Source organism: Acrocarpospora macrocephala, from assembly GCF_009687865.1.
GTDB classification, from domain to species: Bacteria; Actinomycetota; Actinomycetes; order Streptosporangiales; family Streptosporangiaceae; genus Acrocarpospora; species Acrocarpospora macrocephala.
Map to the genome: position 1 here is coordinate 1 of NZ_BLAE01000107.1, position 26157 is coordinate 26157.

Below are 26157 nucleotides of genomic sequence, written 5' to 3' on the forward strand. Positions count from 1 at the left end.
GCAACCCACCCCGACCGCTACCGCCTCCGCCGCAATGAGGACGGCACCTGGACCCTCCTCTATCTCGGGAAAAGGAACCGCTTCGCCGGACGGTTCCGGCGCTGAACCGGACCGGCACGAGAGCGCCACCCACCCAGGCCGGGAACCCAGGGGGTTGAGGGAGTTCTCCGATCCTGAGACAGCGCGTGAAGGGTCGATCCTGGCCCGCCATGCGTAGCCACGCGATCGGCGCGCCACCATGCGTAGCTACGCGATCGGCGCGCTACGCCTGCTGAACTTCACCGACATCGCCGAAGGCACCCGCTGGGCACGCGACGACTTCCACAACCCGCTCATCGCCCTCGGCCTCACAGGGCGAGAATTCCTTCGGCCCTGGGGAGTTCGTGGATGGTGTCTTTCAGGGCGCGGAGGAAGAGGGCGGCTTCGCGGCCGTTGATTAGGCGGTGGTCGTAGGCGAGGCCAATGTTGGCGACCTTTTTGGTGGTCAGGGTGTCGTCGATAAGGGTGAGAACAGGTTGGGGGGTGGTGATGGCGAGGGCGCAGGCGTGGCCGGGGAAGATGAAGGGAATCGCCAGGGAGACGTCGGCGTCGTGGTGGAGTGTGACGGCGATGTTGGCGTTGGCGAGGTCAGATTCGCGGAAGTCGCCGGTCGTCGAGGCTAGGCGGAATTCCATCAGTCGGGTCGCGACCTCCTTCAGTGGGCGGTCGGCCGCGTTGTGGATCACCGGGACGTAGAGGCCCTCTCCGGTGTCGACGGTGACGCCGATGTTGGGGGTTTCGGACAGGCGTGCGGTTCTGTCGTCGGCGAGGGTGGCGAAGAACATCGGGAACGTGGCATGAAGCCGGGCGACCGCCAGTACGAAGAGTTCGGCTAATCCGACAGGGCGACGCACTTCACGTGTCAGCCGGGCGGCGAGTTCGAGTGTGTCGTCCAGGTCCATCGCCATCACGGTGTAGGCGGCGGGAATCGTCGCATGAGACATCTGGACGGCTTTGGCCACAGCCCGTTGTACCTTCGGCAACTCGTAGGTGGCGGTGGGCACGTTCTCGGCGGCCAGGCCCTCGACGTCAGCACGTCTGATCACGCTGAGCCCAAGGGAGTAGACCCGCTCCACGGGAATCCCCAGCTCATCGAGGAGCGCCTGCGCGGGCACCGTGATCAAAGGCGGTTGCGTAGCCGAAGGAGAACCGGCCGAAGGAGAAGTGGCCGAAGGAGAAGTGGCTGACGAGGATGCCGATGCGATTCCGCCATGAGCCGTCGAAGCGCTCGCCGAGATGGGGAGCGACGTTGACGAGTCTGCGGAGGGCACGGATTGTCCAATGCCGGCGTGCGACGCGGAAACAGACGATTCAAAAGTCGAAGGCAACAGGGGCGGGGATGCCGAGGCAGACGAATCTGCGGATAGCCCCATTCTGGTATCTGAGGCATATGATTTGGCAGCCAAGGGCGGCGTGGAGGTGAATGGTGAAGGATTTGATCTGAGGGTGGGGTCGGCTGCGGTGAGCTGGGGTGATTCGGGGGTGGTTGTTAGGTGGGCCAGGAGTTGGCCGGGGGTGCAGTCGGCGTTTAGGGGTATTGATGGCCAGACGTAGCCGTCGGTTTCTGTGGTTATTTCGTCGGCGGCTTTGGAGGTTTCGAGGACGGCGATTGGGTCTCCGGCTTTTACGTGCTGGCCGGTTTCGACGAGCCATTCGACCACGATGTAGGACGTGTCGTTGTTGTTGAGTTTGGGGACCCTGATTTCAGGCATGGAGGGCCTCCATGATGGCGGTGTGGATGGTGGATTCCTGGAGGAGGACTTGTTGTTCCAGGTGGGCGGCGGTGGGGATGACGCTGTCGGCGGAGTGGACCAGGGTCACCGGCCGGAGGAGGGTTTTCCAGAGGTGCTGGTGGATTTGATGGGCGATTTCGGCACCCCAGGTGCCGCCTGCCGTGCTTTCCTCCGCGACGAGGATGGCTTTCGCGTTCTGGAGTGTAGGTAGTAGGCGTTCGACGTCGAAGGGGTAGAGGCGGGAGGGGACGAGCAGGCAGCAGGTCACTTCGTGGTCCAGGAAGACCTGTCGCATCGCGGCAAGCGCGCGGTCCGCGACACCGCCGGGGGCGATGATCACGCAGTCGGCAGCGGCTGGGTCGTCGATGAAGACGCGGGCGACATCGTGGAGGATGTCCTGGTTGAAGAGGGGATCTAGGGCGTGCATGCGGCGCGTGTACAGGACCTTGTCCTCGAAGAACACGCAGGGCTGGGCGGAGGCCACCATCGCCGCGAGAACCGCATGATTGTCGTGTAATGCCGACATCTCGTATACGGCGAGGCCGGGCACGCCGATGAAATGTTTCTGCAGGCTCTGGCTGTGGGTGGGGCCGTAGCCGCGTCCGCCGCCGGTCGGGCAGCGCACGATCAGGCGCATCGGCACGCGCGAGCCGTACATGGAGACGGATTTGGCGGCGAAGTTGATGATCTGGTCGAAGGCGAGGGCGGCGAAGTCGCTGAACATGATCTCGACGATGGCGGTGTCGCCGCAGAGGGCGAGGCCGGCGGCCAGGCCGGTGAGGCCGGATTCGCTGATGGGGGTGCCGAGGACGCGGCCGGGGTAGCGGGTGGACAGGCCGCGGGTGATCTTGAAGGCGCCGCCGTAGGGGTCAAGGACGTCTTCGCCGATCAGGTACGCCTTCGGGTCGTGTTCGAGGAGGTCGCCTAGGGCGGCGTTCAGGTTCTCCGCTACCCGCACGCGGACCACCGGGACAGCGGGCGGGCCGAGACCTCTCCGACGATTGCCGCGATTCGGGTTCGCGCGGCTTCGTCGGCCTGGGCGAACAGCGGAGTGGGCTGGACCTGGCGATACCAGTCGGGAAGGTGGCGTACCTGGTCAGGGGGGCGGGTGTCGTCGCCCTTGCTGTGCGGGCCGAGGCGGTGGGTGGCGAATTCGATGACCAGCGGGTGCGAATCGGTGCGTACCGACGTGATGAGCGGGGCGATCTGGGATCGGATCTCGGTGAGGTCGATCGAGGTGACGCCGTGGTGGCGGATGCCGAAGGCGTGGGCTCGGTCGCGGATCGTGCCCGCGAGTTGGCAGGTGGTGGGGGTGGACTGGGCGATGCCGTTGTTCTCGACGATCACCAGCAGGGGGAGGTTCCACAGCGAGGCCAGGTTGAGCGCTTCGTAGACCGAGCCCTCGCCCCAGGTGCCGTCACCGATGTAGACGCAGGCCAGGGCACCCGTGCCGCGCAGGTGCAGCGCGACGCCGGCCGCGACGGGCAGGCTTTCTCCTTGTACGCCGGTGGAAAGGTAACGGTCGCGAAGGATGTGCTGGCTGCCGCCGACACCGGAGCAGATCGCGCCCTCGCGGCCCATGATCTCGGCGAGCAGACCTTCTGGGTCCTGGTATCGGGCGAGATAGTGGCCATGGCCGCGATGATTGCTGAAAACGTAGTCGTCAGGCTGGAGCAGCGGGGTGAGGGCGACCGGCACGTATTCCTGGCCGAGGCAGGTGTGCGTGGTGCCGTTCAGCTCGCCGCGCCCGAACAGGTCAAGGAGGGCCAGCTCGAAATGCCGGATCAGGAGCAACAATTCCAGATCGGCTCGGGTGACGGCGGCCTCTGGTGACCCGGTGGCCAAGCTCGCTCGGTCCGCAGCGGCTGGCGGTGACTCGGTGTCCAGGCTGGCTCGGGTGACGGCGGCCTCGGGTGACCCGGTGGCCAAGCTCGCTCGGTCCGCGGCGCCCGGCGATGACTCGGTGTCCAGGCTGGCTCGGTCTGTAGCAGTTGGCGGCGATTCGGTGGCCGGGATGGTTTGGGACATGCCGGGCATGGGGGCGAGGGTCACGTCGTGCTGACCGCGGGTTCGGAGGCGTGGATGGAGTCGACCACGCCAGCGATCGTGGGAGTGTCGAAGAAGACGTCGAGGGCGACCTCGATGCCGAGGCGTTTGCGCATGCGGGCGATGATCTGGGTGATGGTGAGGGAGTGCCCGCCCAGATCGAAAAGGTCCTCGTCGTCGCCGATCTGGTCGATGCCGAGGACTTCCTGCCAGATTTCGCGGATTGCGCCGGTGAGGTCGGTAGGGTCAGGGGCGACCTCGGAGTCACTCCGGAGGTCAAGGGAGACGGAGTTATCCGGATTTTTCATGATGGTGAGAAGGTCCTCCGCTATTCGAGCGATTTCCGGGGTCTCGTCGGGAGAGCCGGAATCTGAGCCGTATTGCATGATCACGAAGAGGCCGTCAGAGGTGTCGACGGCCTGAAAGTGCAGAAGGCTGCGAACAGCGTGATTGAAAACAGCCCAATCCACACTGGTCCGAAGGTCGGCGAAATCGGGTTCATCGCGCCGTTTCCGGTAACTCACCGACACAGCCGCAAGCGCCGTTCGTGGCCTCATGCCTCGTACGGCACGGGCAACAGGAACCGCACGAAACCTATAAATCTCTCGCAATTCTGTACGGAGCCAGCGCGCCAGCTCAACGACGGACATGTCAGGAGAAGGCCGAGAAGCGACGGGTAACTCGTTGACGAACAACCCGATATTCTCCCGAACCGAGGAAGTCCGGGTCGACACATCAATCGCACAAACCGGCTCACTGTTCCCATACGAGTACAGCAACGCCTGCACAGAAGCCAAGAACAACTCAAATCGCGAAATATCCGCAATTTCGGGAAGCTCGGCGCGGAATTTATACGCCTTCGCGTAGGCAGCCCCACGCCGTTGCCCAGAAGTCCGCGGATTAGACGCCGTGCCTTCGACCCCGAGGCGACTTGGGGTAGATGTCCCACCCGCCCACCCTTGATTTTGTTGCGCCTCCGCGCCAGCATGACGCAACTCCGGCGAAGGACGCTCGGACGGACGCGGCCCGGATGAACGCCCTTCGGACGAAAGCGCCTCGGACGAAAGTCCCTGGGACGAACGCCCCTCAGAAGAACGCGCCTCAGACAAGAGCCCCTCAGACAAACGCCCCTCAGAAGAACGCGCCTCAGACAAGAGCCCCTCAGACAAACGCCCCTCAGAAGAACGCGCCTCAGACAAGAGCCCCTCGGACAAGCGCTGTTCCGGAAGTCCCGGGATGATCACATCGTCCGGCTCGCGCCACCGTGCCCCCCAGAAATCGCGAGCCTCCGCGAGATCACCCGCCACCCGAGCCCGCTCATCCGCCGCGAACTCCGCATACGTCTCCGTCAACCGCGGCAGCGTACGCCCGTTGTAAAACGCCGCCAGGTCCCGCACCAGCACGTCCTTCGACTCCCCGTCGAAAACCAGATGATGCGCCACGAAAACCAGCACATGCCGCTCAGGCGCCAGCCGTACCAGCGTGAACCGCGCCAAGGGCCCCCGCTCCACATCGAACGGACGAAGCGTCTCCTCCAACACCAGCGCATCCAGATCGCCAGATGTCGTGAGCCGAACCTCCGGCCGTGCGCCCGGCACCTCCACCGGCAGCCCATCGTCCTCGACGATCGCGCTGGACAGCACCGGATGCCGCCGGATCACCGCCTCACACGACTGGATCAGCGCGCCCGCGTCCAGCGCACCATCCATCCTGATAAGCACGGGCATGTGATAAGCCGACCGAGCCCGTCCCATCCGCTCGGTGATCCACATCCCCGCCTGCGCGAACGACGCCTCACTCATGACAGCGCCCGCAAAGCACGTTTATCCACCTTGCCGCCCCGATTACGCGGCAGCGCCTCCAGCGTCAGCAACCGCGCGGGCACCTCATGCCCGGCCAGCCGCTCCCCCAGAAACGCCCGCACCTCCTCAGGCGCGACGACATCCCGGACCACCAGCGCCGCGACCACAACCGTCCCCAGCACCGGATGCGGCACCCCGAAAGCCGCCGCCTCCTTCACCAGCGGATGCGCGTGCAGCGCCTCCTCGATCTTCAAAGTCGAGATCTTGTACGCGCCCGACTTGACCACATCGCTCTCGCGATCAACCAGGTAGAGGTACCCCTCGTCGTCGAGATAGCCCAGATCCCCCATCCGTACCCACCCGTCCCGGAACACTCCGGACCCGGGATCGCCGAAGTACGCGCGCGGCGCGGCCGGCGATCGCATCCACACCTCGCCGGTCTCGCCGACCCCCACCGGCGACCCATCCGCCGCGGTGACCCGCACCCCGCCCCCGGCGGCCGGCCGCCCGACCGACCCGGGCCGCTCCGGATCGAACAGCATGATCGTCTGTGCGGGCGCGGCCTCCGTGGAGGTGTAGTAGTTCGTGATCATCGCCTGCGGGAACAGCCCGCCGAGCTCCGACGCCACCGCCGACGGCAACGGCGCCGCAGCCGACCCGAGCAGCAGCACGCTCTCCAGCGGCTCGACCCCCGCATTGATCAACTCGATCGCCATGGCCGGAACGACGAACACCGTCCCCGCCCGATATTTCCGGATTAATCCGGCGAACCGCCCGGGGGTGAACCGCGGCAACGTCACCACCGCCGGATGCGCTCCCAGCGCGTTCACCAGCATCATCTGCCCCGCGTTCGTCCCAATCGGAAACGCATGGACCAAGTGCTTGGAGTGGCGAAACGCCCGGTAACGCGGCTCCGCCCGCAATCCGTACGCGAGGTTGGCATGTGTCGCCGTAACCCCTTTGGCCGCCCCGGTCGTCCCCGAGGTGTAAAGAATCTGCGCCGGATCAGACGCCCGCACCACCACCGGAGGCGGCGTCACATCCGACCCCGCCGCATCCCGCACGACCGCCGCCATCGAACAGTGCGCCGACAGTTGTCCGATCTCTGCCGCCGGAAGCCGATCCGACAACGGCACCGCGACCGCCCCGGCCCGAAGCACCCCCAGGAACGCGACCGCGTACTCAATCCACCCCGAAGCGGGGAAGACCAGCCCAACCCGATCCCCGCCGGTGATCCCCTCGCCGATCAGCCGATTCGCGACCGCGTTCGCCCGCGCGTCCCAATCCCGGTACGCCAGCTCCCCGACCCCGTCCACGACCATGGCAACGCCATCGGGATCGGCGACGGCCCGCGCCGCCAGCAGCTCCGGAAGCGTCATCGAAGATCCTTAATGATCGGATGAATGTCTTCAAGACCATTAGAGAACGTTCCCAGAACGGCCTTACTGAAAACAATCTTTCCAGTTAGCGACGCGGCCAGTCTGGCATGGGAAATGTCCCAGCCACAAGGGGGAGCACAGTCGGCAGCCCCGACCAGCAAAGGGATTGTTGGGGTTGTGGCCAGCGCGCCTCCGTGCCAGACTGGCGCCGTCAGCTAATTGCAAAGAATCTTTCCAGTTAACCCGACCGAGCTTGTCGCGCTCGGCACTTCGTGCTGCATTCGTCCGATCACTTGAGGAACGATGTTTGCCGTCACGGCGATACCGCTCTCGCTTGGCCAGGAGCGTCTCTGGTTCCTGCACGAGCTGAACCCCGACGACGCGTCGTACAACATCTGCGTGACCGAGCGCCTGCTCGGCCCACTCGACCCGGACGCGCTGGACCGCGCGCTCGCCGAGGTGATCCGACGTCACGACATCCTGCGCACCAGCTATCCGGCGATCGACGGCCGGCCGGTGCAGCTCGTCGGCGACACCCTGCCTGGCCTCGAACGCCACACCGCCACGAGCCGGAAGCACGCGCGGACGATGGTGAGCGAGCTGAGCAACCAGCCGTTCGACCTCGCCACGGGTCCCATCCTGCGGGCCGCTCTTATCGCGATAAATCCCGAGGAACACGTCCTCGTCATCGTTCTGCATCACATCGCCGGGGATGGCTGGTCGCTGGGCCTGCTCCTCGACGAGATCTCCACCCTGTACGCGGGCGGCGAACTCCCCGCCCTCCCCCTCCAGTACGCCGACCACGCCAGGCACCAGCACGACCGCCCGATCGACACCGCGTACTGGCGCGAGCGGCTGGCCAACGCGCCCACCCTCGACCTCCCCACGGACCGGCCGCGCCCAAGAATCCGCGCCTCCCGCGGAGACTGCGTTGCCCACCGCCTGCCCGCACCCTTGATCGCCGAGGTCACCCAATTCGCCAGGCGCGAACGGGTGACCCTGTTCATGCTGCTGCTGAGCGCTTTCCAGACGCAGCTGTCCCGCTACACCGGAGCCGAGGACTTCTGCGTCGGCACCCCCGTCTCCGCCCGCGACTCCGAAGACGTCGAACCACTCATCGGCTTCTTCCTCAACACCGTCGTCCTCCGCGCCGACCTCTCCGGCGACCCGAGTTTCCGTGAACTGCTGAAACGAACCCGCCGCACCGCCATCGACGCGTTCGTTCACGCCGACACCCCATTCGACCGCCTGGTCACCGAACTCGGCGTCACCCGCGACCTCAGCCGAACCCCCGTCTTCCAGACCCAGTTCAGCTTCCGGAACGAGCACAATCCCGGGCTCGCCCTCCCAGGAATCACCGCCGAACCTTACGACCCCGGCTTCCACCAGGCGAAATTCGACCTTTCCCTGGAGATCAGCCCCACCGGCGACGCATTCTTCGTCTACAGCACCGACCTGTTCGACCGCCCCACCATCGAACGCTTCGCCGCCAACTTCGAAACCCTGCTCCACTCGATCACCGCCAACCCGGACCTGCCGATATCCGAACTCACCCTCGTCGCCGAAGCCGAAACCGCCCTCCTGGCCAATTGGAGCGCGGCACCCTCCACTCCCCCGTCCGGCCCAGCGAAAACCCTGGCCGAACTCATCGAAACAACGGCCCGCCGCGTCCCGAAAACCCCCGCCATCCGGTACGGCAACGCGTCCCTCACCTACGCCGACCTGAACACCAAAGCGGACGCTCTGGCCAAAGAGTTGCGCGCGCTCGGCGTCGGACCCGACGTGCGCGTGGCCATCTGCCAGGAGCAGTCGATCGATATCGCGGTGTCGATCGTCGCGGTCATGAAGGCGGGCGGCGCCTACGTACCCCTCGACCCGGACCAACCCGAGGACCGCCGAGCGTACATGCTGGCGGATTCGGGCGCCCAAGTCCTGATCACGGATACAGGACCGACGTTACTCACGGGGAAAATAAACCCCGACGAACACGCGGCCCAAGGTTCGGACGGCATCGGAACGACAAATTCCAGGAAGCCCTCCGCCACAAGACGGGATGGAGGCGCACAGGCGAATCCCTGCGAACTCACACCCAAGAGCCCTAGCAACCGCACTAGGGCGGGTCACGGGGAACTCTCCGCCGAAGGTTCCGGCGGAAGCACAGCGGCGTATCCCCGCGAACTCACGCCCAAGAGCCCTAGCAATCACACAAGGGCGGGTCACGGGGAACTCTCCGCCGAAGGTTCCAGCGGAAGCACAACGGCATATCCCCGCGAACTCACGCCCGGGAGTCCCGGCGATCGCCCAAAGGCAGGTCCTGGGGAAAGCTCGATCGAAGGCTCCGACGGGAGAGCAAAGGCGGACCCTCACCGACATGTATCCGGTCCTGAAGTTCCTGCGGTCGCGGGTCCGGACGATCTCGCTTATGTGATTTACACCTCGGGGTCGACCGGGAGGCCGAAGGGAGTCGCGGTTCAGCACCGGCAGGCGATGAATTACCTGGCTGATGTGCGGGAGCGGTTCGGCGTCGGGGAAGGGGCGAGTTTCGCGCTGTTGCAGTCGCTCGCGTTCGACTTCGGGATGACGGTGTTCTACCTGTCGTTGCTGACGGGTGGGACGCTGCGGCTGCTTCCGTCCAGGATCTCTGGGCCTGAGTTAGCTGAGCATATGGGTGGGATCGACTACCTGAAGATGACTCCGTCGCACTTGGCGGCTCTTGCCGCTGATGTCGTGGATGTGCGGAGTCTGTTGCCGCGGCGGCTGCTGATCCTGGGCGGGGAAGGGTCGAGCTGGGAGTGGACGCGGGAGCTGGCCAGGCATGGGCCGGTGGTCAATCACTATGGGCCGACCGAGGCCACGGTCGGGGTCGCCACGTACCGGATCTCGGCGGATGAGGAGCCGACCGGGCCGATCACGCCGATCGGGCGGCCGCTCGGGCACGCGAAGCTGTTCGTGCTGGATCGGCATGGCAGGCAGGTGCCGATCGGGGTGGCGGGTGAGCTCTGCATCGGAGGGGACCGGCTGGCGCGGGAGTACCTCGGTCGTCCCGATCTGACGGCGGAGAAGTTCGTCTCCTCACCGTATGGCCGGATCTATCGGACTGGTGACCTCGCACGCTGGTTGCCCTCCGGGGACCTCGAGTTCCTTGGTCGTAGCGATCTTCAGGTGAAGATCCGGGGCTACCGGGTGGAGCTTGGGGAGATCGACGAGAACCTCCGGCGGATTCCGGCCATCGCGCATGGTGTCGTGGACGCGCGCGACGGGGAGCTTGTCGCCTATCTCGTCGCGGAAGCGGGCGCGGAGCGTCCCAGTGTGGGCGAGTTGCGCCGGGTGCTGGGAATCCGGCTGCCGGAATACATGATCCCAACCCGCTATGTCTGGCTCGATGAACTTCCACTCAAAGGCCATGGCAAGGTCGATCGGGCCGCGCTCCCGGCTCCCGAGGACACCCGTCCAGACCAGGACGTGCCCTTCGAGCCGCCCGCCGACGACATCGAGGAGATCATCGCTGCGGCGTGGTGCGAAGCGCTCGGACTCCAGCGGGTGGGCGTGCTGGACGACTTCTTCGACCTGGGCGGCCATTCCCTGCTGGCAACCCGGATCATCGCCCGGCTACGCCGCGAACTCCCCGAGAACGGCAACCCGGTCGGCTTGATGGATCTGTTCCAACATCCAACCGTCCGCGAGCTAGCCGCAGTGGCCAGGTCTGTCCCGGTCGCGCGAGGGTTGCTGTACCGGCTGACGAGAACAGCCTCCCCGAAACCTGGTGAACGGGGACCAGGCGGACACGGACCAGGCGGACACGGACCAGGCGGACACGGACCAGGCGGACACGGACCAGGCGGACAAACCCTTGGCACGATAGAACCCCGCACGCCGGGGGCCGCCGCACCAAAAGCCCACACACCGGATGCCAGCGCGCCGAAGGCAGGGACAAGGCAACCAGGCGGACCGCAAACAGGTGTGCGGAACCTCGTCTGCGTGCCCTACGGCGGTGGGAGTGCGGTCGTCTATCAGCCGCTCGCCGACGCGCTCCCCGATGGATGGGCGCTGTATTCGGTAGCCGTACCCGGGCATGATCTTGGGCTGGTCGAGGAGCCGCGGCCGCTCGCCGAGGTGGCCGCGCGGTGCGCGGAGGAGATCATCGAGACCGTCACAGGCCCGCTCGCCCTGTACGGCCACTGCGGCGTCGGCGGCGCTCTCACCATCGAGATCGCCCGGCAACTGGAGGCGCGAGGTCGCCCGATCGACGCCATCTACCTGGGCGGAATCTTCCCGTTCGCCCGCCCGACCAAGGGCTTGATGGGCCGCTGGGCCAAGCTCACCCGCCTCGAACGCCTGCGCAGCGACCGCAACCAGCTCACCTGGCTGACCGCGCTCGGCGCCGACCTCTCCGGCCTCGACGACGAGCAGAAGGCGTTCGTCATCCGCAACATGCGCCACGACGCCCGCGCGGCCGAGGACTACTTCACCGGCCTCATCGACACAGGCGCGCGCAAGCTCAGCGCCCCGATCATCTCCGTCGTCGGCGAGTACGACCCGGCGACCGACTACTACGAGGAGCGCTACCGCGAGTGGGGCTTCATCACCGACAGCACCCACCTCGTCGTCCTCGACGAAGGCGGCCACTATTTCCTGAAATATCGCCCCCAAGAACTGGCGACGATCGTCACCCGGCCCGTCCCTGCAGACAACGACGCGACCGACCACGCGGCCGATCGCACGACATCCCCCACGACGCACCACCCCGCTACCCACACGACTGTCCGGGCTTCCGGTAGGACCCCCGTCGTGGCAGGGAATCATCCGCGCGGCAAGAACATGACCGCCAATCCCCCGACCGGCGACAGAGAGACCGGCGGCAAGGCGTCCGGTCCCGAACCGACGATTCGCCGATTCCTCGCCGTCGCCCTAGGCCAGATGATCTGCTTGGTCGGTTCGACGCTGACCGAGTTCGCCCTCCCCCTCTGGGTCTACCTCCAGAACCGCTCGATGACCCAGCTCGCCATCCTGCAAGTCCTCGCCGTCATCCCCGGCATCCTCGTCGCCCCCCTCGCCGGCGCCCTCGTGGACCGCTCAAGCCGCCGCACCATCATGATCGCCGGCAACACCGCCGCCCTCGCCGTACAAGCCGCCACCGCCGCCCTCATCTGGACCTCCGCCTTCCAGGTCTGGCACCTCTACGCCCTGCTCCCCGCCCTCTCCATCGCCCTCACCTGCCAGCGCCTGGCCTTCACCTCGGCCGTCCCGCAACTCGTCCCCAAGCGTTACCTCGGCCACGCCAACGGCGTCGCCCAGATGACCCTCGGCGTGGCCCAGTTCATCGCCCCGCTCGCGGCGGTCGGCCTGATGTCGGTCGTCGGCCTCAAGGGCATCCTCATCATCGACGTCGCCGGCCACCTCGCCACCCTGATCGTGCTCGCCCTGATCGCCTTCCCGGCCACGATGGCGCACCGCCGCCGCGAGCCGGTCGGCCGCGAGATCGCCGAGGGCTTCCGCATGTCGATCGGCAACCGCAGCTTCCGCGCCATGGTGATCTTCTTCGCGCTGCTCTCGCTGGGCCTCTCCCCGGTCTTCCTGATGTACTCCCCGCTGGTCCTGGAGTTCGGCACCCTCGCCGACGCGGGCGCCATCGCCCTGGCGGCCGGAGCGGGCGCGGTCGCGGGCGGCCTGACCATGGGCCTGTGGGGCGGCCCCGCCCGGCGCCGGATGCGCGGCATGCTGCTGACCACCCTGCTCATCGCCGTATCCTGCCTGCTGGTCGGCCTGACCGAAGCGCTCCCGGTGATCGGGGTCGGCGCGTTCGGGGTCTCCTTCGGCCTCGCCCTCGTCAACGGCGTGTACGCGACGATCATCCAGACCAAGGTCCCGCAGCGGTTCCACGGCCGGGTGTTCGCGCTCAACCAGATGGTGGCGTGGTCGACGATCCCGATCGGCGTCGGCGTGATCGCCCCGCTCGGCACCCGGCTGCTGGGCGACATCGGGGTCATGTACCTGGTCTTCGGCGCGTTCATCGCGATCGTCGCGGCGGGCGCGATGGCCACCCGCACGCTCGCGCGGTTCGACGACGAGGTGCCCGACGCTACCCCCGACGATCTCGTGGGCCTGGAACGAAAGGTACGCAATGAAGGAAAGACTGGCGCAGCTCGTGTCGGAGTCGTGTGACGGCCAGCTCACCCCGGCCGAGGTGCTCGCCGCGTCGGTGCCGCTGTCCTACCTCGGGGTGACCTCGCTCGCCCAGATGCGGCTGATCGACGCGGTCGAGCGTGAGTACGACGTGGAGATCGACCTGGGCGCGGACGTGTCGTTCCTGGACAGCGTGGGGGGTCTGGCGGACTGGCTGGCCGCCCGATGACGAGCGTGCCCTTCGCGGGCGAACGCCGCGGGGACGCGCCGCTCACCTGGGGCCAGCGGGCGATCTGGGAGGCGATCCAGCGGACCGTCCCCGACGACCACTATTTCAACTTCGGCCGGGTGATCCGGCTCGGCGCCCGTCCCGCCTCGGTCGACGGCGCCCGCTGGGCGCTGGCCCGGCTGGTCGAGCGGCACGAATCGCTGCGCACCCTGGTCGAGGACGGCCACCAGCGCCTGCTCGCCTCCGGCGAGCTCCCGATCGCCCTCGGGGACGATCCCGACGAGCTGCTGGCCGAGCTGGCCGCCCCCGCCTACGACTACGCGCGCGAGTGGCCGCTGCGGGCCGGGCTGGTGACCTCGGGGCCGGACGTCACCCACATCGTGATGGTGTTCTGCCATCTCGCGGCGGACGGCCTTGGCGCCGAAGAGGCCGTCAGGGACCTGCGCCTGCTCCTGCTCAGGGGGGAGCCGCGCGGGTCCCGGCCGCCGCAGCCGCTGGACATCGCCCGCTGGCAGCGGTCGCGGGACGGCCGCCGGGTGGCGGCCGAGGCGGCGGCGCACTGGGAGCGGGAGCATCGCCGGATCCCGCCTACCATGTTCCACGTGCCGTCCGAGGCCGGAGCGGATCCGCCGATCTGGCGGGCTTCGCTGCGCTCTCCGGCGATCGACCTGGCCGCGCAGCGGATCGCGGTCAAGCACGGGACGAGCACCTCGAACGTGCTGCTGACGGCGGTGACGGCGCTGGTGGCGCAGACGACCGGGCATGACACGGTGGCGATGTTGCCGATCGTGAGCAACCGGTTCAGGGCCGACACCCGGGGCGCGGTCAGCACGATGGCGCAGGAGGGGCTGTTCGTGCTGGACGTGGAGAAGGTCAGGTTCGACGAGTTGCTGGCGCTGGCGCGTCCGGCGGCGTTGCGGGCGTATCGGAGCGCGTATCACGATCCCGCCGACCGGGCCCGGGTGCTGGCGGAGGTGAGCGAGGATCGGGGGACGCCGGTGCATCCGTACTGCTGTTTCAATGACATGCGGTTCGCCGATCACGCGGTCTACCGGGATGACGTGCTGATCCGGCGGGCGCTCGGGGAGACCTCGCTGACCTGGCCGATGAGCCAGGATCAGCTGAACTGCCGGTTCTGCGTGCATGTGAGCGGGACGATGGACGTGTCGGTGACGGCCGACACGCGCTGGTTGTCGCGGCCCGAAATGGAACGTTTCCTGCGGGGCCTGGAGGATCTGCTGGTCGAGGCGGCGCTGCGGTGATCGCGGCGTACGCGACGGCGATGTCCCGCGCGCAGGGCGAGCGCCTGGAGTTCCGCTTCGAGGGTCCGGCCGGGGTGGCCGTGCACGACGCGACCAATGATCGCCTGATGCTGGCGGCGCGGGTCGAGGGGCCTTCGTGGGTTCTGGACATTCCGGAGGATTGGCCGAGTTCCCTGTATCGCGCGCGGTTCACCGAAGGGGATCCGGAACCGGACGTGCTGCTTCCCCGGGCCACGGGGGAGCTTCCGGGGACTCCGCGTGAGCAGGACGACGAGGTGTATTTCGTGGTTCGGCAGGCGGAGCCGGTCGCGCCGGTCCTGGTGTCGATCCCGTTCGCGACGTGGCAGGCGTACAACCGGGGTGGGGTGCCAGGGGAGAGCATCTACTGGACCGAGCAACCGGACCGGGCGGCCAGGGTCACGTTCGACCGGCCGGGCGGCGGCCCGCCGCCGGAGCGCTGGGAGGACGGGCTGCTGCGCTGGCTCGGCCCGGCCGGATACCAGGTCGAATACTGCTCCGGCTTCGACCTCTCGCTCGATCTGCTGTCCCGCTACCGGCTGCTGATCGTCAACGGGCACGACGAGTACTGGACGGCGGGCATGCGGGACGCCTGCGAGGAGTATGTCCGGCGGGGCGGCAACATCGCGTTCCTGTCCGGCAACACCTGCTGGTGGCAGATCAGGATGGAGGGCCGCGAGATGGTCTGCTACCGCGACGCGGCCACCGATCCGGTCGAGGATCCCCGGCTGACCACCGTCGAGTGGTCGAACGCGCCGGTGCTGCGCCCGGAGAACACGCTGACCGGGACCAGTTTCCGGGCGGGGGCGGGCACCTGGGGGCCGTACATGCGGCTGATGCGGGAGGAGTCGTACACCGCGCGCTTCGCCGACCACTGGGTCTTCGCGGGGACGGAACTCACCGACGGCGACAAGTTCGGTCTGGGCGCGCTCGGCTACGAGACCGACGCGGCCGAGTTCTCCGAGGTCATGGGGGTGCCGAGGGCGACCTGCCGGGATGGCACGCCGCCGTCGTTCGTGGTGCTGGCCACGGCGGACCTGCGCCACTGGAGTGTCGGCGGGCAGGGCGGCTGGGCCACCATGGGCGTCTTCACGAGCGGCCTCGGCACGGTCTTCAACGCCGCCTCGGTGAACTGGGGGAACACGATCCACGATCCGGTGGTGGAGCGGATCACCCGCAATGTGATCGACCGGCTGTCCCGTCCGGCCGAGCCGGACTGGGAGGTGATCGGCCCCGCCGCGGACATCCGCGCGCTGGCCGCCGCCGGGTCCGTCCTGTACGGCGTGACCGCCGACGGCGTGCTCATGCACCGCGAACTGTGCGCCCAGAACCTGCCCTGGCAACCGATCGGCTGGGCGGGGGACGTGACCTGCCTGGACTCCCCCCGCGAGGCCGTCGGCGGACTGGGCACCAACCTCTACGGAGTCACTCCCGACGGCGTGCTCCGCACCCGCACGAATCTCTGGACCGACGTGACCCGGACGCCGGAGGGAACGATCGCCCTGGCGGTCTCCGACGGCACGTTCTTCGCCGCGACCGCGGCCGATCGCCTCTGGGCGCTCCCGTTCGCCGAGGCCGGCTCACCCGGCTGGCGCGACATCGGCCCCGCCGCCGGAGCGATCTCGATGAGCGGCATGAACGGCCGCCTGTACGCCCTCGACAGCCACGGCCGAATCCACGCGCGCCTGCCCTTCACCGACCGCGAAACCGAATGGTCCCCGTTCGGCCACGCTCCCGGAGCGCTGACCCTCACCGCCCACGCCGGCCACCTGATCACCGTGGACCCGGCCGGTCACCTGCGCTGGCGTCAGGCGGGAAGGGGCGACTCGACCGGCCCGTAAAGGGCGGCCCGGGCATGCCGGACCATCGCCCAGTACCGATCCCCATACGACCAGTGCCACCACTCGGTCGGATAGTTCACCAGACCCGCCCCCTCAAGCGCGGCGATCAGGACCTTCCGGTTCTGCCGCGCTTCCCCGGAGATGCCGGGCGCCGCCGTGTAACACGCGCCCGCGCTCTCCTCCGGGGTGGCGTTGACCTGCGTCCCCATGTCGTACTCGACGCCTAAATCATCACAAAGCGTTAAATCAACGGCTGCCCCGGCGGTGTGCGGAGCCACCTCAATCGGCGACACGTACCGACTAGCCGCCACAAACAACTCGTCTGCCGACATTTCCGGAAATTTCGCCCGTAAATCGTTGAGGTAGTCCGTGAAGTACGTCCGTTGCAGCGCCGCCGGACGGTAACCCTCCACGACCACCACGTGGTACCCCGCCGGCAGCGACCGCTCTGCCGCCTCCAGCCGGGTCACCAGACCCTCACGTAACAACGCGTACGCCCCCGCGGGGTCAGCCAGCCGGTCATCCACCCGCAGCCGCCCCCGCACATCGCTCAACACCTCCCCGCACTCCTCGACCGGAACCCCCGCCACCCGAGGATCGGAGATCAGCACCACAGCATCCATAACGCTAGACGGTATCGGAGAAGACCTGCTCCCTCGCCTGGTCCAGGGCGGCCAGCAACGCCCCCCGCAGCACCGGGTTCCCCGCCACCTCGGTCACCGCCACCCTCGGCCTGCTGGGACAGACCCGGGCCACCGCCTCCTCCACCAGCGCAGCCAGCGCAGGACCCCCCGCCCGCCCCACATCCCCGCTCAACACGATCAGCCCCGGATCCAGCACCACCGCCACCGCCGCAACCCCGACCGCCAGCCTCCCGGCCAGCTCGGCCAGGAACCCGTCCTGGCCGGTGGCGACAGCCGTACGGACCAGATGGGCGACGTCGAACCCGGGCGGCGCCGCCGTCGGCAGGAGCGCCGGGCCGTCGATGCCGTGCGTGGCCGCGAGCCCGGACAGCGCGTTCCCGCCGACCAGCCGCTGGAAGGACCCCGACTGCGGCTCGGTCACGTTCAGTGGCAGCGGCTCCCCCGGCACCGGCAGCCACCCGATCTCCCCCGCGCCCCCGGTGATCCCCCGATGCAGCCGCCCGCCGAGCATGACCCCGAGCCCCTGCCCGACCCCCGCCCACAGGATCACGAAGTCGTCGTGCCCGGCCGCCGCGCCGTACGCCTGCTCGGCCAGGGCGGCCAGGTTGACGTCGTTCTCGATCCGCACCGGCTGCCCGAGGCTGGTCCGCAGCCCGGCCAGCACCCCCATGTGCCAGGCGGGCAGGTCAAACGAGTACCGCACATCCCCGCTGCGCGGATCCACCACGCCCCGGGTCCCTATCACGAACGAGCGCAGCTGCGAGATCGCCACGTCCGCCGTCGCGCAGGCCCGCTGCACCGCGCTGTGCACGATCTTGACGGGGTCGGCGGCCTCGGTGGGGTCGACCGTCACCTCGGCCACGGTCTGCCCGGTGATGTCGGCCACCCCGGCGGTCACCCGGTCCGGCAGCACCTCAAGACCGGCCACGTACGCGCTGGACGGATTGACCGTGTACAGAGCGGCGTTGGGACCCCGCCCGCCGGCCCGTTCCCCTGCGGTCCGCACCAGCCCGCGATCCTCCAGCCTGGACAGCAGCTGGCCGGAGGTGACCTTGGAAAGCCCGGTGAGTTCCCCCAGCTCAGCCCGGGTGAGCGGGCCTTGGGAGAGGAGGAGCTCCAGGGCCGCTCTGTCATTGATCTGGCGTAGCAGCCTGGGCGTTCCCGGTCGCTGGGACACTGGCCGCCTCCCTTTCTGGGGGTCGTTCAAGAGCTCGCGCAGGTGACTCGGCCCCGGGCTCCTCTTGAACAACCCCACTCGTCACGATCCGCTAACACGGGTTTCTTTTAAGAAAGTTTCTTGTTAGTTTAGCGGCAGTCATCCCGTAGGCAAGCGATCAAGCCCCGGGATGCCACAGACGCCGACCGTCGGGAACCCCGAGGTGCGCGGTTCGCCGACCACCCCACACCTCGACGTGAAGCTGGGAAGGGAGAACCCAACGTGAAGATCGTGAAGATCGCGGGCATTACCGCCGCGCTAGCACTGGGTGTCGCCGCTTGTGGTGGCACTGACCCCGCCAGCACCGAGCCCTCGGCCGCCGCCGCGCCCACCGCGACCGGGCCCAAGTTCGCCGGACAGACCCTGACGATGTGGCGGCTCGGCGACACCAACCCGCCGTCGCAGGCGTACATGGACGACCTGATCAAGGAGTTCAAGACGCAGACGGGCGCCGACGTCAAGCTGGAGTGGATCCCGTGGCCGCAGGTGAACGACAAGTTCACCGCCGCGGCGGCGGGCGGCGCCGGCCCCGACGTGACCGAGATCGGCAACGACCAGGTGCCGCTGTGGCAGAGCCAGGAGGCGCTGGAGCCGGTCACCGCGCTGGCCGGCGCGGGCGAGCAGGCGCAGATTCCGAAGAACCTGCTCGGCCTGGAGACCATTGACGGCGAGGTCTACGCGCTGCCCTGGGGCGCGGGCACCCGCGCCGTGCTCTACCGCAAGGACTGGTTCGACGAGCTCAAGATCGAGGTGCCGAAGACCTGGGACGAGGTCATCGCGGCGGCCAAGAAGATCCAGGCTGAGAAGGGCAAGGACGTCGACGGCTTCGCCTTCAACGGCGGCTCCGACGCCAACCACCTGCTCGGCGCGCTGGCCTGGTCCGAGGGCGGCGAGTACGCGGTCAAGGAAGGCGACAAGTGGGTCGGCAAGCTGGCCGACCCGACCTTCAAGGCCGGGTTCGCCACCTACACCAACCTGGTCACCGAGGGCCTGTCCGGCAAGGCCCGGCTGACCCAGAACACGGTCGACATCCGGACCCGCTTCGCCAACGACAAAGTCGGCATGTACCTGACCGCGTCGTGGGACATCCCCGGCATCGAGACCGACAGCAAGGGCAAGGTGAAGGCCGACCAGCTGGCCTTCTTCCCGCTGCCCGCCAAGGCCGGCGGCGAGGCCCCGGCGTTCTTCGGCGGCAACGACATCGCCGTCTGGGGCAACGCCCAGAACAAGGAGCTGGCGACCGAGTTCGTGAAGCTCGCCACCAGCAAGCAGTGGGCGGACCGCTACGCCAAGGACGGCGGCCTGCTCCCGGTCTACCCGGACACCCTGGCCTCGCTGGCCAGCGACCCGGTGCAGGCCCCCTTCGCGGCGGCCTTCGCCAAGGCCAAGGCGTTCCCGGCCGACCCGAACTGGACCGAGGCCAACGAGACCAAGGCGGTCCTGCAGAACGCGGCCCGCTCGGTCATCGAGGGCAAGGCCACGGCCGATGAGGCGCTCGCCGCGGCCAACAAGGAACTCGAAGAGATCCTGAACCAGTAGCGACATGACGAACGCGTCAACGATCGCCCGGGGCGGAGGCACCTCCTCCGCCCCGGAGCGGCGTCGCAGAAGGTCCCACCGCCCCACGAAGGCGAGTGGGCTCCCACCCAAGGCCATCCCCTACGTGCTGCTGATCCCGGGCATCCTGGTGATCGCCGGTCTGCTGCTCTACCCGATGATCCAGGTCGTCGTCATGTCCTTCCAGAAGGTGGGACTGCCGCAGATCAGCGGGAAGCGTCCGGCGGAATGGCTGGGCTGGGAGAACTACACCAAGATCTTCGAAAACGACATCTTCTGGTCGTCGCTCCGAAACACCGTCGCTTTCGCCGTGATCACCGTGTCCCTCACGCTGATCCTCGGCACCGCCGTGGGCGTGCTGCTGAACAAGCTCAGCAAGCGGATGTCCACCTTCGTCATCATCGGCATCATGTCGGCGTGGGCCGTCCCCCCGGTCGCGCAGGGCGTCATCTGGCGCTGGCTGTTCGACGCCGAGGCCGGAATCATCAACTGGGCGCTGAACCTGCTCCCCGACTGGCTCTCCAGCCTGCTGTTCGGCCGAGCGGACTGGACCGGCGAGCCCTGGCTGAACGACTCGATCACGGTCTACCTGGTGCTCATCCTGACCGTGCTGTGGGCGTCCTTCCCGTTCATCGCGGTCTCCGTGCTGGCCGGTCTGAAGGGCATCCCGACCGAGCTCTACGAGGCCGCCACGGTCGACGGATCCGGGCCCTGGCGGACCTTCTGGAAGATCACCTTCCCGCTGCTCAAGCCGGTCTTCGCGGTCCTCACGATCCTGTCGATCATCTGGGACTTCAAGGTCTTCAGCCAGCTCTACGTGCTGATCGGCGGCCCGACCAACCGGGAGGCCTTCAACCTGTCCATGTACTCCTTCGCCGAGGCGTTCCGCAGCCCGCCCAAGATGGGCAGCGGCGCGGCCATCGCCGTGGTGCTGACGGTGATCCTGCTCATCGTCACCGCCTTCTATATCCGGCAGATGGTGAAGTCGGAGGAGATCCAGTGAACCCGCTCCGCCGCAAGCGCCTGTCCAAGATCGCGCTCAACACCACGGCGACCCTGGTGTTCCTGTTCGCGGTGTTCCCCGTGTACTGGATGATCGCGACCTCGTTCAAGGACAACGATCAGATCTTCACCACCGAGTTCGTCCCGTTTCCCACCCATTTCACGTTCGAGCACCTGACAAAGGTGCTCACCGAGGGTGTCGCGGGCAACTCGATCTGGCTCTACCTGCGCAACAGCGCCATCGTGGCCCTTGGCACCGTGCTGGTCGGCTCGATGTTCGCGCTGCTGGCCGCCACCGCCGTGGCCAGGTTCCGGTTCAAGGGCCGCACCAGCTTCCTGATCGCGCTGCTGATGGCCCAGATGATCCCCGCCGAGGCGCTGCTCATCCCGCTGTTCCTCAGCGTCAAACGCCTCGGCCTGTACGACCAGCTGCTCGGCCTGATCGTGGTCAACGTCGGCCTGACCCTGCCGTTCGGCATCTGGATGCTGCGCACGTTCGTCGCCGCGGTGCCCAAGTCGCTGGAGGAGGCGGCCTGGATCGACGGCGCCTCCCGGATGACCACCTTCTGGAAGGTGCTCTTCCCGCTGGTGGCGCCGGGACTGGTGGCGACCAGCATCTTCTCCTTCATCACCGCGTGGAACGAACTGATCTTCGCGTTGATTTTGATGTCCGACTCGTCGGGCTACACCATGCCCGTCGCCCTGCAGTACTTCTTCGGGCAGCGCGGCACGGACTGGGGCGCCATCATGGCCAGCTCCACCCTGATGACCATCCCGGTCGTCATCTTCTTCCTGCTGGTGCAGCGGCGCATGGTCTCCGGCCTCGTCGCGGGCGCCGTCAAGGGCTGATCCCCTGAGCCGGTACGGCCGCCGCTCACGAGGCGCCGGCCGTACCTCCGGCATCCCATCCATCCAAGGAGCATGAGACAGCCATGCCTGAAAACAGCGCGAGCATCGGCGATCGGGGGCTGCGGCGTCTCGCGGCCGCGTCGCTGCTCGCCTCCTTCCCCGGCACCACCGCGCCCGACTGGGTCCTCCGGGACCTGGAGGACGGGCTCGGCGGCGTCACCCTGTTCGGTTTCAACGTCGAGGACGCCGCCCAGCTGGCGGCCCTGACCCGGCAGCTCGGCGGCGCCGCGCGGCCGGTCGTCTCGCTGGACGAAGAGGGGGGTGACGTCACCCGGCTCGCCTACCACACGGGCAGCCCTTACCCGGGCAACGCGGCGCTGGGCGCCGTGGACGACGTGGAGCTGACCGAGCGGGTCTACCGGTCGATCGCGGCCGACCTGGCCAGGTGCGGGGTCAACCTGGACATGGGGCCGGTCGCGGACGTGAACACGGCCGACGACAACCCGGTGATCGGCACCCGGTCGTTCGGGGCCGGGGCCGAGCTGGTGGCCCGGCACACGGTCGCGGCCGTGCGCGGGCTGCAGTCGCTCGGGGTGGCCGCGTGCGTGAAACACTTCCCCGGGCACGGGGCCACCCGGGAGGACTCGCATCTGGAGATCCCGCTGGTGGACGCCTCGCCCGAACTGCTCTGGGAGCGGGAGCTGCTGCCGTTCCGGGCCGCCATCGAGGCGGGGGCTCGGTCGATCATGACGGCGCACGTGTCGGTGCCGTACCTGACCGGGAGCGCTCCCGCCACGCTCAGCCGGGCCGCGCTGACCGGGCTGCTGCGCGGCGAGCTCGGCTACGACGGGGTGGTGATCACCGACGCGCTGGACATGCACGCGATCACCAAGAGCGTCGGCCTCGGCGGCGGCGCCGTGCGGTCGCTGCTGGCCGGGTCCGACCTGCTCTGCCTGGGTCCGGTGCCGACCTACGACGACATCCGCGGGGTGCTCGCGGCGATCGTCGAAGCGGTTCGCGACGGGGTGCTGCCGGTGGCGCGGCTGGAGGAGGCCGCCGCCCGGGTGGACCGGATGCGGGACTGGTTCGCGCTGGTCCAGGACTCCGCCGACGACAATGTGGTCGGCCTGGACGCCGCTCGCCGCGCGGTCCGCCTGACCGGCTCGGCCGCGCCGCTGGTCGATCCCTACGTGGTGGAGGTGGACACCCCGCCCACCATCGCGGTCGGCGACGTGCCGTGGGGGGTCGCGCCCTGGCTGCCCGAGGCGGAGATCGTCCGGGTGAAGCCCGCGGACGCCAGCCCCGGCGCGCTGCTCGCCGCCGCCACCGGCCGGTCCTTGATCGTGGTGTTCAAGGACGCGCACCGCTACCCGGAGAGCCAGGCGCTGATCAGCGGGCTGCTGGCCGCCCGGCCGGACACGATCGTGGTCGAGATGGGCCTGCCGATCTGGCGTCCCGACGCCGCCGCCTACATCGCGACCTACGGCGCGGCCCGCGCCAACGCGCAGGCCGCGATGGAGTTGCTCACCGCCTAACCCCAGCCGGTACGGCTCCCGCGCCCTCCCTCAAGGGGGGAGCCGTACCGGACCAGGGCCCCGATATCAGGGAGAGGTGCAGGTGTATCCGGACGGCGTCGCGGTGTTGCCGTTCGGACGGCTGACCTGGAAGCCGAACTGGACGTTGCCGCCGGCCGCGATGGTGCCGTTGTGGCCGACGTTGCGGGCGGTCACGGTCTGCCCGCTGACGGTGAGCGTGGTGTTCCACGACCCGGTGACCGTGTGCCCGGCCGGGAGCGTGAACGTGACCGTCCAGCCGTTGATCCCGGTGGTTCCGGTGTTGGTGACGGTCAGCGGCTGGATGACGTAGCCGTTGCTCCACTGGGTCTGCACCGTGCCGGCCGCCGAGCAGCCGCCGGTGGTGGTGCCGCCCGTGGTGGTGAAGGTGACCGTCGGCGAGTTGCCGGACAGGTTGCCCGCGCCGTCCCGGGCTCGGACGTAGACCTGGTACTGCGTGTTGGCGGTCAGGCCGGTGAGCGTCGAGGAGTTGCTCGTGGTCTGGGCCAGCAGCGGGTCGGTCGCGCCCTGCTCCCGGTAGACGTTGTAGCCCGCCAGGCCGCTGCCGCCGCTGTCGGTGGAGACCGGCCAGTTGAGGGTGGCCGCCGAGTTGGTGACGTTGAACGCGGTGGGCGCGCCCGGGGTGGTCGGCGGGATCGTGTCGACCGGCGGGCTCACGCTCGGCGAGGGCGACGGCGAGACGCCGGCCGGGGGGATCCGGATGATCCGGTCGTCGGCCGCCACCGGGGTGCCGCGGCCGTCCCGGTTGCTGGTCGCGACCCAGAGCCAGCCGTCGGGGCCGACGGCGACCGCGCGCAAACGGCCGTAGGTGTTCTGGAGCTGGGCGAGCGCGGAGGCCGCGCCACCGGAGCCGTTCAGGGTGACCGTCCACAGCCGGGTGCCGCGCAGGGCGGCGGCGAACAGCGTGTTGTTGGCGTACGCCAGGCCGCTCGGGGACGCCTCGGCCGTGGTCCACGAGATGATCGGGTTACGGAACGAGGGGTTGCTGCACGAACCCTCGCAGGTCGGCCAGCCGTAGTTGCCGCCCGCCACGATCTGGTTGATCTCGTCGAGGTTGTTCTGGCCGAACTCGGAGGCGTACATGCGGCCCTGGGAGTCCCAGGCTAGGCCCTGGACGTTGCGGTGACCGTAGCTGTAGACGCGGGAGTTCGCGAACGGGTTGCCGCTGGCGGGGATGCCGCCGTCCGGGGTCATCCGGAGGATCTTCCCGGCCGGGGAGTTGAGGTTCTGGGCGTTGGCGGTGGTGGCGGCGTCGCCGGTGGAGACGTAGAGCATGCCGTCCGGGCCGAACGCGATCCGGCCGCCGTCGTGGATGGTGTTGCGAGGCACCCCGGAGAAGAGCACGTTCTGGGTGGTGGGGGCGCTGAGGCGGAGCCGTACCAGGCGGTTGTCTGTGCTGGTGGTGAAGTAGGCGTAGACCCACTGGTCGGTGGCGTAGTTCGGGGAGACCGCGATCCCGAGCAGGCCGCTCTCACCCGACGCCGACACCCCGCTGATGGTGGCCACCGCGGTCGGCGTCTGCCCAGGACGGACCTGCATGATCCGCCCGGTGTTGCGTTCGGACACGAGGGCGCTTCCGTCCGGGAGGAACGCCATCCCCCACGGCACCTGGAGCCCGGTGACGGACACCTGGGCCCGATCGAAATCGAAACCGCCGACGACGGCCGCGTTGGCGGGCATGGCCACGGAGACCCCGATCGCCCCCAACAGCGCCGTCAACGACAACAAGACCGGAAAAATCGGAAAGCGTCTGGCCATCATGAGCCTTTCGACAGGAGGCCCGAAACGTAACCAGTCCCCCTCGCCCCAAGCAATCAACCGACCGCGCACACGTCACCGACCTGCGTTTACAGACCTCACCGCTCGAAACTTTCACCAATCTTGCTAAAGTTTCAGCCGAAGTAGACCAAGCCCAGGCGGCACACCGGCCGTGGGAGTCGCGCGTAAGTCTCGGGGTCATTGGGCGCCGGTCCGGCGAGAACCAGTGGACGGCGCCGGATAACGGCGAGCAACTAGGCGACCCGTTCTCAGCCTGAACCGAAGCAAAGGAAGCTGGCGGACTCCTGACCTTCGCACGCGATGGCCAATGCCGCCGCGGGCTGGGTTCCCCGGGCGATCTCGCGGTGGTAGCCGGTCATGACGTGCGCGGCCACGTCGTCCGGGATCGGGGTGACGCTGGAGATCACGGTTGGGGTGCCGAGGTAGAGCAGGGCGGCGGTGAAGCCGAGGATCTCATCGCCCGAGCGGACGACGGACTGGCCCAGATCGCAGGCGGAGAGCACGACGTGGCGAGGGGCGAGCTCCAGACGTTGCAGGTCGTAGGCCATCAGCGGACCGTCCCGGAGGTCCAGCCGGGAGAACAACACGTTCTCGCGTTCGTGATGGCCGTGCGCGGCCAGGTGAACAAGCTGGGCACCGTTCAGCGCGGCCAGGGTGGCCTCCACGGTGGCTTTCTCACCGACCAGTTCGCGGCTGCCCTGATGGATCGCGGCGACCGTCCGGACCTCGGCCTCGGCGTAGTCCAGGTCGGGACCGGCAACCAGAACCGGAGCCACGCCGAAAGCCGGAGCACGACGATTGCGCTGCGCGGTCATCCAGGCAAGCGCAGATGGCGCCACCACCACCGGCAGGCCGGACAATTCATCGCACAAGGACCACGGCACACCCGAAAGCGCGCCGGTAGGCACGATCACGATCCCGCTCGCACGATTCGCTCTACTCGCACCATTGGCGCCGCTGACGCTCCCTGCGCCGCTGACACCACCTGCGCGGTTAGTGCCACCTGTGCCGTGGGTGCCACCTGTGCCGTTGGTCCCGCCTGCGCCGTGAGTGCCGCCTGCGCC

The 26157-nt window shown here is 68.2% G+C and carries 18 protein-coding genes and 1 pseudogene; 8 read left to right on the forward strand and 11 right to left on the reverse strand.

The features are described 5' to 3' along the window. Positions 1-347 precede the first annotated feature (347 nt). From Amac_RS50720 to Amac_RS50740, 7 genes and pseudogenes are all read right to left on the reverse strand, one after another. Positions 348-1751: a 2-oxo acid dehydrogenase subunit E2 gene (locus Amac_RS50720; protein WP_155361607.1), complete on the reverse strand. Its 1404-nt coding sequence runs from the start codon at positions 1749-1751 to the stop codon at positions 348-350. Beyond that, positions 1744-2730, reverse strand: coding sequence for an alpha-ketoacid dehydrogenase subunit beta (locus Amac_RS50725; RefSeq protein ID WP_155361608.1), 987 nt, complete (start codon positions 2728-2730; stop codon positions 1744-1746). The genes Amac_RS50720 and Amac_RS50725 overlap by 8 nt, the downstream gene beginning before the upstream one ends. After that, complete coding sequence (locus Amac_RS50730; RefSeq protein WP_155361609.1) at positions 2721-3800, reverse strand: thiamine pyrophosphate-dependent dehydrogenase E1 component subunit alpha; 1080 nt, start codon at positions 3798-3800, stop codon at positions 2721-2723. Before Amac_RS50730 ends, Amac_RS50725 begins: the two co-directional genes overlap by 10 nt. 20 nt (positions 3801-3820) lie before the next feature. Continuing rightward, complete coding sequence (locus Amac_RS58285; RefSeq protein WP_373869954.1) at positions 3821-4468, reverse strand: phosphopantetheine-binding protein; 648 nt, start codon at positions 4466-4468, stop codon at positions 3821-3823. Beyond that, the gene (locus Amac_RS58290) at positions 4372-5013 is read right to left on the reverse strand and encodes a pentapeptide repeat-containing protein (protein ID WP_373869955.1); all 642 of its coding nucleotides are present in this window, start codon (positions 5011-5013) and stop codon (positions 4372-4374) included. Before Amac_RS58290 ends, Amac_RS58285 begins: the two co-directional genes overlap by 97 nt. A gap of 34 nt (positions 5014-5047) precedes the next feature. Continuing rightward, positions 5048-5620, reverse strand: a pseudogene (locus Amac_RS58295) (condensation domain-containing protein); the annotation flags it as partial. Beyond that, positions 5617-6999, reverse strand: coding sequence for a class I adenylate-forming enzyme family protein (locus Amac_RS50740; RefSeq protein ID WP_155361611.1), 1383 nt, complete (start codon positions 6997-6999; stop codon positions 5617-5619). The gene Amac_RS50740 and the pseudogene Amac_RS58295, both read right to left, overlap by 4 nt. A gap of 303 nt (positions 7000-7302) precedes the next feature. Between Amac_RS50740 and Amac_RS50745 the strand changes: the two genes are divergently transcribed. The 4 genes from Amac_RS50745 to Amac_RS50760 are packed head-to-tail and all read left to right on the forward strand — an operon-like array spanning position 7303 to position 16472. Then, complete coding sequence (locus tag Amac_RS50745; protein WP_155361612.1) at positions 7303-13161, forward strand: non-ribosomal peptide synthetase/MFS transporter; 5859 nt, start codon at positions 7303-7305, stop codon at positions 13159-13161. Then, positions 13121-13351 carry an acyl carrier protein gene (locus Amac_RS50750; RefSeq protein ID WP_155350229.1) on the forward strand — a complete coding sequence of 77 codons (231 nt, stop codon included), beginning with the start codon at positions 13121-13123 and terminating at the stop codon, positions 13349-13351. Before Amac_RS50745 ends, Amac_RS50750 begins: the two co-directional genes overlap by 41 nt. Continuing rightward, the gene (locus Amac_RS50755) at positions 13348-14613 is read left to right on the forward strand and encodes a condensation domain-containing protein (RefSeq protein WP_155361613.1); all 1266 of its coding nucleotides are present in this window, start codon (positions 13348-13350) and stop codon (positions 14611-14613) included. The genes Amac_RS50750 and Amac_RS50755 overlap by 4 nt, the downstream gene beginning before the upstream one ends. Beyond that, complete coding sequence (locus Amac_RS50760) at positions 14610-16472, forward strand: N,N-dimethylformamidase beta subunit family domain-containing protein (protein ID WP_155361614.1); 1863 nt, start codon at positions 14610-14612, stop codon at positions 16470-16472. Before Amac_RS50755 ends, Amac_RS50760 begins: the two co-directional genes overlap by 4 nt. Here Amac_RS50760 and Amac_RS50765 read toward each other — a convergent pair. Next, positions 16439-17095 (reverse strand): M15 family metallopeptidase, encoded by a 657-nt coding sequence (locus tag Amac_RS50765; RefSeq protein WP_155361615.1) that lies wholly within the window; start codon positions 17093-17095, stop codon positions 16439-16441. The genes Amac_RS50760 and Amac_RS50765 overlap by 34 nt on opposite strands. Before the next feature lie 4 nt (positions 17096-17099). After that, positions 17100-18293 carry an ROK family transcriptional regulator gene (locus tag Amac_RS50770; RefSeq protein WP_155361616.1) on the reverse strand — a complete coding sequence of 398 codons (1194 nt, stop codon included), beginning with the start codon at positions 18291-18293 and terminating at the stop codon, positions 17100-17102. 261 nt (positions 18294-18554) lie between these two features. Here Amac_RS50770 and Amac_RS50775 point away from each other — a divergent pair, with 261 nt between their 5' ends. From Amac_RS50775 to Amac_RS50790, 4 genes are all read left to right on the forward strand, one after another. Next, entirely contained in the window at positions 18555-19871 is a 1317-nt protein-coding gene (locus Amac_RS50775; RefSeq protein ID WP_155361617.1) for an extracellular solute-binding protein, read from the forward strand. Positions 19872-19875: 4 nt separating this feature from the next. Then, a complete protein-coding gene (locus Amac_RS50780) occupies positions 19876-20892 on the forward strand; it encodes a carbohydrate ABC transporter permease (protein WP_155361618.1) in 1017 nt (338 codons plus the stop codon). Then, positions 20889-21740, forward strand: a complete 852-nt coding sequence (locus Amac_RS50785; protein WP_155361619.1) for a carbohydrate ABC transporter permease — start codon at positions 20889-20891, stop codon at positions 21738-21740. Before Amac_RS50780 ends, Amac_RS50785 begins: the two co-directional genes overlap by 4 nt. A gap of 83 nt (positions 21741-21823) precedes the next feature. Beyond that, a complete protein-coding gene (locus tag Amac_RS50790; RefSeq protein WP_155361620.1) occupies positions 21824-23275 on the forward strand; it encodes a glycoside hydrolase family 3 protein in 1452 nt (483 codons plus the stop codon). 66 nt (positions 23276-23341) lie between these two features. Here Amac_RS50790 and Amac_RS57040 read toward each other — a convergent pair whose 3' ends face one another. Both Amac_RS57040 and Amac_RS50805 read right to left on the reverse strand, forming a co-directional pair. After that, entirely contained in the window at positions 23342-25042 is a 1701-nt protein-coding gene (locus tag Amac_RS57040; RefSeq protein WP_246269230.1) for a PQQ-dependent sugar dehydrogenase, read from the reverse strand. A gap of 299 nt (positions 25043-25341) precedes the next feature. Next, positions 25342-26010: a CHAT domain-containing protein gene (locus Amac_RS50805; protein ID WP_373869956.1), complete on the reverse strand. Its 669-nt coding sequence runs from the start codon at positions 26008-26010 to the stop codon at positions 25342-25344. Positions 26011-26157: the final 147 nt, after the last annotated feature.